The organism is Roseivivax halodurans JCM 10272 (assembly GCF_000521785.1).
Classification (GTDB): Bacteria; Pseudomonadota; Alphaproteobacteria; order Rhodobacterales; family Rhodobacteraceae; genus Roseivivax; species Roseivivax halodurans.
The window spans coordinates 102,988-116,197 of record NZ_JALZ01000003.1 but is presented as its reverse complement, the minus strand read 5'-3'; the positions used below and the strand labels follow the sequence as shown (position 1 = coordinate 116,197).

12 protein-coding genes are annotated in these 13,210 nt (G+C 68.1%); all 12 read left to right on the top strand.

Features of this window, described 5'->3' with window-relative positions; all coding sequences use genetic code 11:
* Positions 1 to 110 precede the first annotated feature (110 nt).
* The 12 genes from ccoN (at position 111) to OCH239_RS04450 (ending at position 13,209) form a co-directional block, all read left to right on the top strand.
* Positions 111 to 1,718, top strand: a complete 1,608-nt coding sequence (gene ccoN, locus OCH239_RS04500; RefSeq protein ID WP_037259334.1) for a cytochrome-c oxidase, cbb3-type subunit I — start codon at positions 111 to 113, stop codon at positions 1,716 to 1,718.
* A 6-nt stretch (positions 1,719 to 1,724) separates the two neighbouring features.
* The gene (gene ccoO, locus OCH239_RS04495) at positions 1,725 to 2,546 is read left to right on the top strand and encodes a cytochrome-c oxidase, cbb3-type subunit II (protein WP_084782142.1); all 822 of its coding nucleotides are present in this window, start codon (positions 1,725 to 1,727) and stop codon (positions 2,544 to 2,546) included.
* A gap of 10 nt (positions 2,547 to 2,556) precedes the next feature.
* Positions 2,557 to 2,763, top strand: a complete 207-nt coding sequence (locus OCH239_RS04490; protein ID WP_037259332.1) for a CcoQ/FixQ family Cbb3-type cytochrome c oxidase assembly chaperone — start codon at positions 2,557 to 2,559, stop codon at positions 2,761 to 2,763.
* Positions 2,760 to 3,632, top strand: a complete 873-nt coding sequence (ccoP, locus tag OCH239_RS04485; protein WP_037259330.1) for a cytochrome-c oxidase, cbb3-type subunit III — start codon at positions 2,760 to 2,762, stop codon at positions 3,630 to 3,632. Before OCH239_RS04490 ends, ccoP begins: the two co-directional genes overlap by 4 nt.
* Before the next feature lie 338 nt (positions 3,633 to 3,970).
* Entirely contained in the window at positions 3,971 to 5,539 is a 1,569-nt protein-coding gene (gene ccoG, locus OCH239_RS04480) for a cytochrome c oxidase accessory protein CcoG (protein WP_037259545.1), read from the top strand.
* Positions 5,514 to 5,975 (top strand): FixH family protein, encoded by a 462-nt coding sequence (locus OCH239_RS04475; RefSeq protein WP_037259328.1) that lies wholly within the window; start codon positions 5,514 to 5,516, stop codon positions 5,973 to 5,975. Before ccoG ends, OCH239_RS04475 begins: the two co-directional genes overlap by 26 nt.
* On the top strand, positions 5,972 to 8,119 hold the full coding sequence (locus tag OCH239_RS04470) for a heavy metal translocating P-type ATPase (protein WP_037259327.1): 2,148 nt from the start codon (positions 5,972 to 5,974) through the stop codon (positions 8,117 to 8,119). Before OCH239_RS04475 ends, OCH239_RS04470 begins: the two co-directional genes overlap by 4 nt.
* Positions 8,116 to 8,274, top strand: a complete 159-nt coding sequence (ccoS, locus tag OCH239_RS21995; RefSeq protein WP_084782139.1) for a cbb3-type cytochrome oxidase assembly protein CcoS — start codon at positions 8,116 to 8,118, stop codon at positions 8,272 to 8,274. Before OCH239_RS04470 ends, ccoS begins: the two co-directional genes overlap by 4 nt.
* A gap of 199 nt (positions 8,275 to 8,473) precedes the next feature.
* On the top strand, positions 8,474 to 10,066 hold the full coding sequence (locus OCH239_RS04465; protein ID WP_037259326.1) for an ABC transporter substrate-binding protein: 1,593 nt from the start codon (positions 8,474 to 8,476) through the stop codon (positions 10,064 to 10,066).
* A gap of 134 nt (positions 10,067 to 10,200) precedes the next feature.
* The gene (locus OCH239_RS04460; protein WP_037259325.1) at positions 10,201 to 11,292 is read left to right on the top strand and encodes a M24 family metallopeptidase; all 1,092 of its coding nucleotides are present in this window, start codon (positions 10,201 to 10,203) and stop codon (positions 11,290 to 11,292) included.
* Complete coding sequence (locus OCH239_RS04455; protein ID WP_037259319.1) at positions 11,292 to 12,299, top strand: ABC transporter permease subunit; 1,008 nt, start codon at positions 11,292 to 11,294, stop codon at positions 12,297 to 12,299. Before OCH239_RS04460 ends, OCH239_RS04455 begins: the two co-directional genes overlap by 1 nt.
* Before the next feature lies 1 nt (position 12,300).
* On the top strand, positions 12,301 to 13,209 hold the full coding sequence (locus OCH239_RS04450) for an ABC transporter permease subunit (protein ID WP_037259317.1): 909 nt from the start codon (positions 12,301 to 12,303) through the stop codon (positions 13,207 to 13,209).
* Position 13,210: the final 1 nt, after the last annotated feature.

Sequence of the window (13,210 nt, the reverse complement as noted above, 5' to 3'; positions counted from 1 at the left end):
TGCCGCGACTCGAATTGACCCACATCAAGGAAGTTAACCCCCATCCCGTGTGATCCGGGCCCGAGAGGCGGCCTCAATTCGGGCCGCCGCGCCCGAATCGGAGACCAGGGATGGATTACGTCAAACTCATCGTTCTGGGGATCGTCACCCTGCTCGCCGCGGTCGCGGCCAACTGGGCCCATGACCTGGCCTACCAGGTCCACGCGATCCTCATCATGCTCATCGCCGGCGGCCTGTTCCTGTGGCAGGTCCGCCAGATCGACGAACCCGAGGTGGCGCGCACCACGGCCTTCGTCCCGGCCTCTGCCGGCTACATGGACGGCCCGATCCGCTACGGCGTGATCGCGACGGCGTTCTGGGGCATCGCCGGCTTCCTCGTCGGCACCTTCATCGCCTTCCAGCTCGCGTTTCCGGTCCTGAACTTCGACTGGTCCGAGGGCTACCTCAATTTCGGACGCCTGCGCCCGCTGCACACCTCGGCGGTGATCTTCGCCTTCGGGGGCAACGCGCTCATCGCGACCTCGTTCTACGTCGTGCAGCGCACCTCCGGCACCCGGCTCTGGGGCGGCGACCTCGCCTGGTTCGTCTTCTGGGGCTACAACCTCTTCATCGTGATCGCGGCCACGGGCTACCTCCTCGGGGCGACGCAATCCAAGGAATACGCCGAACCCGAATGGTACGCCGACATCTGGCTCACCATCGTCTGGGTCGCCTACCTCGTCGTCTACATGGGCACGCTGATGACCCGGAAGGAGCGCCACATCTACGTGGCGAACTGGTTCTTCCTCGCCTTCATCGTGACCGTCGCGCTGCTGCACGTGATGAACAACCTCTCGATCCCGGTGTCGATCTTCGGCTCGCGCTCGATCCAGGTCTTCTCGGGCGTGCAGGACGCGATGGTGCAATGGTGGTACGGCCACAACGCCGTCGGCTTCTTCCTGACCGCAGGCTTCCTCGGGATGATGTACTACTTCGTGCCGAAGCAGGCCGGGCGCCCCGTCTACAGCTACAAGCTCTCGATCATCCACTTCTGGGCGCTGATCTTCCTCTACATCTGGGCCGGTCCGCACCATCTGCACTACACCGCGCTGCCGGACTGGGCCTCGACCCTCGGCATGGTGTTCTCGATCGTCCTCTGGATGCCGAGCTGGGGCGGCATGATCAACGGCCTGATGACCCTCGAGGGGGCGTGGGACAAGATCCGCACCGACCCGATCATCCGGATGTTCGTGGCCAGCCTCGCCTTCTACGGCATGTCGACCTTCGAGGGCCCGATGATGTCGATCCGCGCGGTCAACTCCCTGTCGCACTACACCGACTGGACCATCGGCCACGTGCATTCGGGCGCGCTCGGCTGGAACGGGCTCATCACCTTCGGCTGTCTCTACTTCCTGACGCCGAAGCTCTGGGGGCGTCCGCAGATGTACTCGGTCCGCGCGATCAACCTGCACTTCTGGCTCGCGACCGTCGGGATCGTCCTCTACGCCTCCTCGATGTGGGTCACCGGCATCATGGAGGGCCTGATGTGGCGCGAGGTCGACGCCAACGGCTTCCTCGTGAACTCCTTCGCCGACACAGTTTCCGCCAAGTTCCCGATGTACGTGGTGCGCGGTCTCGGCGGTGTCCTCTACCTCACCGGTGCGCTGATCATGGCCTGGAACATGTGGATGACCATCCGCGTGCCGCAGACCTCGGCGCAAGCCGTTCCCGCGGAGTGATCTGACATGACAAAAGACAACGAAAAGATCCCGAGTGCCAAGGACGACCCCAAGGTCGTCCAGCCGGGCGACGGCGGCGTGCCCAACGAGCTTCCGCACCACAGGAAGCTGCTCGACAAGCACGCCTTCCTCGAGCGCAACGCCTCGGCGCTTCTGGTCGGCACGTTCCTCATGGTCACCGTCGGCGGCATCGTCGAGATCGCGCCGCTCTTCTGGCTCGAGAACACGATCGAGAACGTGGAGGGCGTGCGCCCCTATTCCCCGCTCGAGCTTGCGGGCCGCGAGATCTACATCCGCGAGGGCTGCTACGTCTGCCACAGCCAGATGATCCGCCCGATGCGCGACGAGGTGGAGCGCTACGGCCATTACAGCCTCGCGGCCGAGTCGAAATACGACCACCCGTTCCAGTGGGGATCGAAGCGCACCGGCCCCGACCTTGCCCGCGTGGGCGGGCGCTACTCGGACGAATGGCACGTCGATCACCTCTACGATCCGCAGACCGTGGTGCCGGAATCGGTCATGCCGAAATACGACTTCCTCGCCCGCGCGGATATCGGCCCCGATTACATCGAGGAGCTGCTCGAGACCCAGCGCCTCGTCGGCGTGCCCTATACCGACGAGATGATCGCGAGCGCCCGCGCCGACTTCGTGGCGCAGGCGGACCCGATGGGCGACTGGGACGGGCTGCTCGAGCGCTATCCCGGCGCTCAGACCCGCAACTTCGACGGGCAGGGGGCGCTGACCGAGATGGATGCGCTGATCGCCTATCTGCAGATGCTCGGCACGCTGGTCGATTTCTCGACCTTCGAAGCCGCCGACGCGCGCTGAGGAGGACGGCATGAGCACCTACGATCAACTCCGCCATTTCGCCGACAGCTGGATGCTGATCGCGATGTTCCTCTTCTTCGCGGGCGTCTGCATCCGGGCCTACCTGCCGCGCATGCGAGAGGCGCACGCGGAGGCGGCAAGCGTCGTGTTCCGCAACGAAGAGCCGGTGGACGCTGCGTCCCCGGCCGCCGATCACCCCGAAAGGCAAGAGCCATGAGCGAGAAGAAGACTGACAAGGTGACCGGCGTCGAAACCACCGGCCACAGCTGGGACGGCATCGAGGAGCTGAACAACCCGCTCCCCCGCTGGTGGCTCTGGACCTTCTACGGCACGATCGCCTGGGGCGTGATCTACACGATCCTCTTCCCCGCCTGGCCGCTGGTGAATTCCGCGACCGCCGGCGTGCTGAACTGGTCGACCCGCAGCGAGGTGGCCGAGCGCATCGCCGCCGTCGAGGAGGCCAACGCCCCGATCGAGGCGCGGCTGGTCGAGACGAGCCTCACCGAGGTTCCGGCCGACGACCAGCTCTATTCCTACGCCGTGAACGCCGGCGCCGCGGTCTTCCGCACCAATTGCTCGCAATGTCACGGCTCGGGCGCGGCGGGGGCCAAGGGCTACCCGAACCTGCTCGACGACGCGTGGCTCTGGGGCGGCACGGTCGAGGACATCGCATACACCGTGCGCCACGGCATCCGGAACGAGGACGATCCCGACGCCCGCTACAGCCAGATGCCCGCCTTCGGCGAGATGCTGTCGCGGGACGAGATCGCGACGCTCGTCACCCATGTCCAGTCGCTCCAGTCCGGTGCGGATCCGCTGGCGGGGCCGGGAGGAGAGCTCTTCGAGTACAACTGCGCCTCCTGCCACGGCGAGGACGCGCGCGGCATGCGCGAGATGGGCGCGCCGAACCTCACCGACGCCATCTGGCTCTACGGCTCGGACGACGCGACGCTGACGCAGACGATCACCTACGCGCGGTTCGGCGTCATGCCGAACTGGGGCGCACGGCTCAGCGATGCCGAGATCGCCGCGGTCGCGACCTACGTGCACCAGCTCGGCGGCGGAGAGGAGACCGCCGCCGAGTGAGGAGGGGTCCCCGGGGGGCTTGTTCGCACCAGACCTCAGACGGGGGCCGAGGGGCGCGCCGGAGACGGCGCGCCCCGACTGCGTCCGAACCTCTCCCCGGGCGAATACGCAATGCGCATGTCCCCGAACTTCTGCAAGAGCGGCGAACCGGTCTCTTGCCTGTCGCCGCCAAACCGGAATACGCGCCGCACCGCATCCGTGCATCTCCCGACTTTCCCTTGCGCAACATGCACCGCACGGCAGGTGCCGCTTGATCCACGTCAAGGTCGCGCGCTCCGGGGATGCGTAGAGAGGGGTGCGAACAAGCCGAGTCCCTATCCGCCCGAGGTCATCCCATGATGAGCGACACCTCCCTCTACGCCGCGCGCGAGCCGATCTTCCCGCGCCGCGTCTCCGGAAAGTTCCGGACCCTGAAATGGGCGATCATGATCGTCACGCTCGGGATCTACTACGTGACCCCGTGGATCCGCTGGGACCGGGGCCCCGCGCTCGCCGATCAGGCGGTGCTCGTCGATCTCGCGAACCGGCGCTTCTACTTCTTCTGGATCGAGATCTGGCCGCACGAATTCTACTTCGTCGCGGGCCTGCTGATCATGGCGGGGCTCGGCCTCTTCCTCTTCACCTCGGCCTTGGGCCGCGTCTGGTGCGGCTATGCCTGCCCGCAGACCGTCTGGACCGACCTCTTCCTCTTCGTCGAGCGCCGCATCGAGGGCGACCGCAACGCCCGCCTGCGCCTGCACAAGGCCCCCTGGAGCGCCCAGAAGCTGCGCCTCCGCCTCACCAAGTGGACGCTCTGGATGATCATCGGCCTGCTGACGGGCGGCGCGTGGGTCTTCTACTTCACCGACGCGCCGACGCTCGCCCGGGATCTCGTCACCTTCAGCGCGCATCCCGCCGCCTACACCACCATCGCCATCCTCACCGCGACGACCTTCGTCTTCGGCGGCTTCATGCGCGAGCAGATCTGCATCTATGCCTGCCCCTGGCCCCGCATCCAGGGCGCGATGATGGAGGAGGACACCCTCACCGTCGCCTACCGCGACTGGCGCGGCGAGCCGCGCGGCAAGGGCCTCCGCCGCCGCCACGCGCAGGAGGCCGGGCAGGTCGAGGACGCACACTCCGTGAGCTACGCCGCGGGTCCCCAGATCGGCGGCCGCGCCCCCAGCATTCCGATGCCCGGCGTGCCCGCCATCAACATGGGTCCGGTCCGCACCGACGGGCCCGGCGACTGCATCGACTGCAACGCCTGCGTGAACGTCTGCCCCATGGGCATCGACATCCGCGACGGCCAGCAGCTCGCCTGCATCACCTGCGCGCTTTGCATCGACGCCTGCGACGAGGTCATGGGCAAGATCGGCAAGCCGCGCGGGCTCATCGACTACATCGCGCTCTCGGACGCCCCCCGCGAGCGGTCGGGCGAGCCGCCGCGCTCCGCCTGGCGGCACGTCTTCCGGCCGCGCAACCTCCTCTATTTCGGGCTCTGGGCCGCGATCGGCGTGGCGCTGACCGTGGCGCTCTTCGTGCGGCCCGACATCGACATGACCGTCGCGCCGATCCGCAACCCGACCTTCGTGACGCTCTCGGACGGTACGATCCGCAACGCCTACGACATCCGCCTGCGCAACAAGCACGGTGAGCCGCGCGACTTCGCCATCTCGATCACCTCGGGTGCGGACCTCGCCGTCTCGATCGAGGGCACGGACGGCCTCGTGACCGAAGTGCCCGCGGACACGCAGGATCTGAAACGCGTCTACGTCTCCGCCGCGCCCGGCACCGAGGCCGCGCGCAGCGAGGAGACCGACCTGCGCTTCTGGGTCGAGGACGTCGTCTCGGGCGAGCGCGCGCATGTCGACAGCATCTTCAACGGACAGGAGGGATACGATGTTCGTGCCAATGACGGGCCGTAAGGTCTTTGCCCTCTTCGCGCTCGGTTTCGGGACGATCATCGCCGTGAACGTGGCGCTCGCCGTCAGCGCCGTGCGCACCTTCCCCGGTCTCGAGGTCAAGAATTCCTATGTCGCGAGCCAGCATTTCGACGAGGAGCGCGCCGCACAGGAGGCGCTGGGCTGGCAGGCCGAGACCCACGTGGACGAGGGCCGGCTGGTGATCTCGCTGACCGGCGAGGACGGCGGTGCCGTGAAGCCGAGAACCCTAAGCGTCACCATCGGCCGCCCCACCACCGACGCCGACGACCGCGAGTTGAAGCTCGTCCGCGACGGTACGGCCTATGTTGCGGGGATGCCCTCCGGTGTAGGTGCCTGGCAGGTGCGGATCGCCGCGACCTCGGCGGACGGAACGCCCTTCCGCCAGCGCATCACGATCTGGTCCGGGAGCGGGAAATGACCGCCGCCTGCGCCTGCGGAGGCATCGCGGCCGTGCCCGCGTCAGCGGCCGAGGCCCGTCCCGACATCCTGATCCACCTGCCCACGATCCATTGCGCGGCCTGCATCGTGACCGCCGAGCGGACGCTCTCCGCCGCGCCCGGCGTGCTCTCCGCCCGCGTCAACATGGGCCTGAAACGCGCCCTCGTCACGACCGACGGCACCGCATCCGCCCTCGATCTCTGCACCCGTCTCGAAGCCGCGGGACTTTCCGCGCAGCCGCTCGATGCCGCGACGCTGGGGCAGGGCGCCGATCATGCGGGCCGCGATCTCCTCATGCGCATGGGCATCGCGGGCTTTGCAATGATGAACGTGATGCTCCTGTCGGTCGCGGTCTGGTCGGGCGCGGCGGAATCCACCCGCCAGCTCTTTCACCTGATCTCGGCCGCGATCACCGTCCCCGCCATCGCCTATTCCGCCCGGCCCTTCTTCGACGCCGCGTGGCGCTCGCTGAAGGCTGGCCGCCTCGGCATGGACGTGCCGATCTCGCTCGCGATCCTGCTCGCGACCGCCATGTCCCTCGCCGAAATCGTCACGCGAGAGGGCCATGTCTGGTTCGAGGCGGCGCTCTCGCTCACCTTCTTCCTTCTCGTCGGACGCTATCTCGACCAATCCTGCCGCCGGGCCGCCCGCTCCGCCGCCGCCGAGCTCTCGGCGCTGGACGTGCCCACGGCGACCCGCCTTGGCGCGGACGGTCCCGAAACCGTCCCGAGCGGTGCGCTCGTGCCCGGCGACCGCATCCGCGTCCTGCCCGGCCAGCGCCTGCCCGCCGACGGCGTGATCGAGGAGGGCGAGACCGACCTCGACCGCTCGGCCATGACCGGCGAGACCGAGCCCGCCGCCGCCGCCCCCGGCGACGAGGTCCGCGCGGGCGAGACCAACCTCACCGGCGCGCTCGTCGTCCGCGTCGCCCGCGCCGGGCAGGACACGCAGCTCGCCCGGCTCGCCTCGCTGGTCGCCGTCGCCGAGACCGCGCGCAACCGCCATGCCTCGCTCGCCGACCGCGCCGGGGCGGCCTACGCGCCGCTCGTGCATCTCCTCGCCGCCGCGTCCTTCGCCTTCTGGTGGGCCTGGGGCGGCGACGCCTGGCAGGCGCTCGGCATCGCCATCGCCGTCCTGATCATCACCTGCCCCTGCGCGCTCGGCCTTGCAGTGCCCGCTGTCTCGGTCGCGGCCTCGGGCCGGCTCTTCCGCGCGGGCCTTCTCGTGAAATCCGCGACCGCGCTCGAACGCCTCTCGGAGGTCGACACGATCGTCTTCGACAAGACCGGCACGCTGACGACCGGCACACCCGCCATCGCCGCGGCGCCCGGAGGCACCGCCCTGTCGGTCGCGCGCGCTCTGGCCGAGGGCTCCGACCACCCCGCCGCGCGGGCGCTCGCGCGCCACGCCCGGGACCGGGGCGCGGAACCCGCAACGGTCGAGGCGCGCCGCGAGGTCCCCGGCCACGGCGTCGCCGGGATCTGGGGGATCTCGACGGTCCGCCTCGGACGGGCCTCCTTCACCGGCGCCGAAGAGGACGGCCGTTCGGGCATGTGGCTCCATATCGGTGGCTCCGAGCCCGAGCGCATCCTGCTCAAGGAAATGCTCCGCTCCGGTGCCGAGGACGCCGTCGCCGCCCTCAAGGCGAACGGCTACCGCGTGCTCATGCTGTCGGGCGACGGGGCGCTCGCCGTGGCGGACACCGCGCAGCGGCTCGGCATCGACGAGGCCGAAGGCGGGCTCTCTCCCGAGGACAAGGTCGCCCGGCTGGAGGGCCTCGCCGCCGAGGGACGGCGCGTCCTGATGGTCGGCGACGGGCTCAACGACACCGCGGCCCTCGCCGCCGCGCATGCCTCCATCGCGCCCGGCACCGGGCTCGACGCCGCGCGCAGCGCCGCGGACGTGGTGCTGCTGACCGGCTCTCTCCTCGCGGTGCCCGAGGCGCTGCGCGTCGCCAAGGCCGCCCGCGCGCGCATGGCGCAGAACCTCTGGCTCGCCGCGGGCTACAACGCGATCGCGATCCCGGTGGCGCTCGTCGGCCTTGCGACGCCGCTTCTGGCGGCGCTCGCCATGTCCACCTCCTCCATCACGGTCTCGCTCAACGCGCTCAGGCTCTCGCGATGAACATTCTCGCCTTCCTCATCCCGGTCTCGCTGATCCTCGGCGGCCTCGGCCTCCTCGCCTTCGTCTGGTCGCTGAGGGCGGCGCAATACGAGGATCTCGAAGGCGCGCGCCACAGGATCCTCTCGGACGATCACGACGACGCGCCGATGCGCTGACGGGCGGAAATTCGCCCGGCCGGCCTACGATTCGGCCACGGGCGCCAATTTTTCATCCGCGCAAGTGCATTTTTGCGGAATCGCACGGGTTTACCCGCTTGCATCCGGGCGCAGTGCCGGTCAACCATTCGCCCCATGGCGGCGCCACGCGGGTTCGCGAAAAGAGCGCCGGTCAAAACGTATCTGGGGAGGTCACTCGATGACTCTTATCCGCACCACGCTGGCAGCGGGCGCAGCCGTGCTCGCGCTCAGCGCCGCGGCGTCTGCACAGACGCTCATCTACTGTTCCGAAGGCTCGCCCGAGGGCTTCGACCCGGCGCTCTACACCGCCGGCACGACGTTCGACGCATCCTCGCGTCAGGTCTACAACAAGCTCGTCGAGTTCGAGCGCGGCACCACCGACATCGTGCCGGGTCTCGCCGAGAGCTGGGAAGTGTCCGACGACGGCACCACCTACACCTTCAAGCTCCGCGAGGGCGTGAAGTTTCACTCGAGCGACCAGTTCACCCCGTCGCGCGACTTCAACGCCGACGACGTGATCTTCTCGTTCGACCGCCAGGGCAACGAAGAGAACCCTTACAATTCCTATTCGGGCGGCACCTGGGAATACTACAACGCCATGTCGATGCCCGACCTCGTCGAGAGCATCGAGAAGGTCGACGACTACACCGTCCGCTTCAACCTGACGCGCCCCGAAGCGCCGTTCATCGCCAACATGGCAATGGATTTCGCGTCGATCCTGTCCAAGGAATACGCCGACCAGCTGCAGGAAGCCGGCACTCCCGAGCTTCTGAACCAGCAGCCCATCGGCACCGGCCCGTTCTCCTTCGTCGGCTACCAGAAGGACGCGGTGATCCGCTACAGCGCCAACCCGGATTACTGGAAGGGCGCCGCGCCGATCGAGAACCTCGTCTTCGCGATCACGCCTGATGCGTCCGTGCGCTACCAGAAGCTGCAGGCGGGCGAGTGCCACGTCATGCCGTATCCGAACCCCGCGGATCTCGAGGCGATGGAAAGCGACGAGAACGTCAACCTGATGCAGCAGGAAGGCCTGAACGTCGGCTATCTCGCGTTCAACACGCAGGTCGAGCCCTTCGACCAGGTCGAGGTGCGCCAGGCGCTGAACATGGCGATCGACAAGCAGGCGATCATCGACGTGGTCTTCCAGGGCGCGGGCACCGCGGCCAAGAACCCGATCCCGCCGACGATCTGGTCCTACAACGACGAGGTCGAGGACTATCCCTACGATCCCGAGCAGGCTCAGCAGATGCTCGAAGAGGCCGGCGTGACCGATCTCTCGATGGAGATCTGGGCGATGCCGGTGCAGCGTCCCTACAACCCCAACGCCCGCCGCATGGCCGAGCTTCTGCAGGAAGACTTCGCCCAGGTCGGCGTGGACGTCGAGATCGTGTCCTACGAGTGGGGCGAGTATCTCGAGCGCTCCAAGGACATCGAGCGCGAGGGTGCGGTGCTGCTCGGCTGGACCGGCGACAACGGCGATCCGGACAACTTCCTCGCCGTGCTTCTCGGCTGCGACGCCGTCGGCAACGCGAACCGCGCCCAGTGGTGCAACGAGGAGTTCGACGGGCTGATCCAGGAAGCCAAGACGGTGAGCGAGCAGGAAGAGCGCGCACGCCTCTACGAGGAGGCGCAGGTCGTCTTCAAGGAGCAGGCGCCGTGGGCGACCATCGCGCACTCGATCGTCTTCGAGCCGATCCGCCCCGAAGTGACCGACTACAAGATCGACCCGTTCGGCGGTCACATCTTCTACGGCGTCGGCCTCGAGCAGTGACGCCAGTAAGCTGATCGGAGGGCCGGGGACGACGTTCCCCGGCCTTTCGCGATTCCGGACCGGCGCGAATTTGCGCAGGTGACCGTCAAAACGGCATTGCCATCCGGCGGCGCCTCGCCTAACGGACAGCCCCTATGACCGACCGCTACGCAGAGTTCCGCGCGCTTGCCCGTTCGCTCGGGGTAGGTGCGGTAGGGCTGGTACCCGGCCCGAACTTCGAGCGCCTCTACCACGCCCACTTCTCGACCTCGGAACGCCCGACGCTGGTGGTGATCCCCGAGACGGGACCGCCCGCCGCGATCGTGCCCAATCTCGAGCTCGGCTCCTGGGCCGCTCTCGGCTTCGAGGGCGAGGTCTTCGACTGGCGCGACCAGGACGGCTACGCCGAGGCCTTCGCGGCGCTCGGCCGGCACATGCCGCTCTCCTCCATCGCGGTCGAGGGGCAGGTGATGCGCGTCTTCGTGCACCACGCGCTCGCCGCCGCATGTCCCGGGATCGAGATCCGCGATGGGGAGACCGCGATCAGCGGGCTTCGCATGGTCAAGACCGGCGCCGAGGTGGCCGCGCTCGAAGAGGCGATCCGCATCTCCGAGGCCGCACTCGGCGAGGTGACCGATGCCGTCCGCCTCGGCATGACCGAGCGCGAGATCGAGAGCCGCCTCGTTTCCGCGCTCTTCTCCCACGGGGCAGAGGGACTGGCCTTCGGGCCCATCGTCGCCGCCGCCGAGAATTCGGCCAAGCCCCATGCCAGCGCTCGCGACTACGCGCTGCAATCCGGCGACGCGCTGCTGATCGATTTCGGTGCCCGCGCGCAGGGCTTCTGCGCCGACATCACCCGCACCTTCTTCGTCGGGCACGCCTCCGACGAGGCCCGCGCCGTCTACGAGACCGTGCGCAGCGCCAACCAGCGCGGCCACGAGGTCGCGCGGGCGGGCATCACCGCGCACGAGATCGACGACGCCGTGCAATCCATCCTCGAAGCCTCGCCCTATGCGGACCGCATCCGCACCAAGACCGGCCACGGGCTCGGCCGCGAGGTGCACGAGGCGCCCTACATCATGCGCGGCAACGACCAGACCGTGCCCGCCGGCGCCGTCTTCACCAACGAACCCGGCCTCTACGACCTCGAGAGCTTCGGCGTCCGGATCGAGGACGACATCCTCGTGACGGAAGACGGCTGCCGCTCGCTCACCACCTTTCCACGCGAAATGAGGATCCTCGGCTGATGCTGCGCTTCGTCCTCTCCCGGCTTCTGACCTTCGTGCCGACCTTCTTCGGCGTCACGCTCGTGTCCTTCGCCTTCATCCGTCTGCTTCCCGGCGACCCGATCCAGCTGCTCGCCGGCGAGCGGGGCGTCAGCGAAGCCCGCTACAACGAGCTCGCCGAGCAGTTCGGCTTCGACGCGCCGATCTGGAAGCAGTACATCGATTACCTCATCGGCATCTTCCAGGGCGATCTCGGCACCTCCTTCGTGACCAAGCGCCCGGTGCTCGACGAGTTCATGGCGCTCTTCCCCGCGACGCTCGAGCTCTCGATCTGCGCGATCACCCTCGCGATCCTGATCGGCATCCCGGCGGGCGTCATTGCTGCGGTGAACCGCGGCAAGTTCTTCGACCAGGCGCTGATGACCACCGCGCTCGTCGGCTACTCGATGCCGATCTTCTGGTGGGCGCTCCTGCTGATCATCGTGTTCTCGAGCGGATTGGGCTGGACGCCGGTCTCGGGGCGCATGTCGCTGATGTACTTCATCGACGGGCCGACCGGCTTCATGACCATCGACGCGCTGCTTTCGGGCGAGGAGGGGGCCTTCAAGTCCGCCGTCTCGCACCTCATCCTGCCGACGATCGTCCTCGCCACGATCCCGCTCGCCATCATCGCCCGGCAGACCCGCTCGGCCATGCTCGAGGTGCTGGGCGAGGATTACGTCCGCACCGCCCGCGCCAAGGGCCTCGCGCCGCTCCGGGTCAACGGCATGCACGCCCTACGCAACGCGCTCATCCCGGTCGTCACCGTGATCGGCCTCTCGGTCGGCACGCTCCTCGCGGGCGCGATCCTGACCGAGACGATCTTCTCCTGGCCCGGCATCGGCAAGTGGATGGTCGATTCCATCTTCCGCCGCGACTACCAGGCGGTGCAGGGCGGCCTTCTGATCATCGCGGTGATCGTGATGATCGTGAACCTGACCGTCGACATCCTCTACGGTCTCATCAACCCGAAGATCCGGAACCGCTGACATGTCCGACGCAAGCTCAGCCACCGCCCGCACCATCGCGCAGGCCCCGCCCAGCCCGATCAGGGACTTCTGGAACGCGTTCAAGGAAAACCGCGGCGCCGTCGCAGGCCTCGTCGTGTTCGCGATCTTCCTCTTCATCGCGATCTTCGCGCCAATCATCTCGCCCTATCCGCCCGACGTGCAGTTCCGCGGCTCGCTCCTGCAGCCCCCGGTCTGGGAAGACGGCGGCACCTGGCAGTTCCCGCTCGGCACCGACCCGCTCGGCCGCGACATGCTCTCGCGGCTGATACACGGCGCGCGCTTCTCGTTCTTCATCGGCATCGTCGTCGTCACCGTCGCGACCTTCTTCGGCGTCGTCATCGGCGTCATTGCCGGCTTCGCCCCGACCTGGCTCGACACGCTGATCATGCGGATCATGGACATCGTGCTGTCCTTCCCGTCGCTCCTCATGGCGCTGGTGCTGGTGGCGATCCTCGGGCCGTCGCTCCTCAACGCCATGGTCGCGATCGCGATCGTCCTGCAGCCGCATTTCGTGCGCCTCACCCGCGCCGCCGTCATCTCGGAGCGCACCCGCGACTACGTCATGGCCGCGCGCGTCGCCGGGGCGGGGCGCCTCAGGATCATGTTCCGCACGGTCCTGCCCAACTGCCTCGCGCCGATCATCGTGCAGGCGGCTTTGTCCTTCTCGACCGCAATCCTCGACGCCGCGGCACTCGGCTTCCTCGGCATGGGCGCGCAGCCGCCCACGCCGGAATGGGGCACGATGCTGGCCGAGGCGCGCGAGTTCATCCTGCGCGCATGGTGGGTGGTGACCTTCCCCGGTCTCTGCATCCTCGTGACCGTGCTCGCCATCAACCTCATGGGCGACGGCCTCCGCGACGCCCTCGATCCGAAACTGAAGCGGAGCTGAG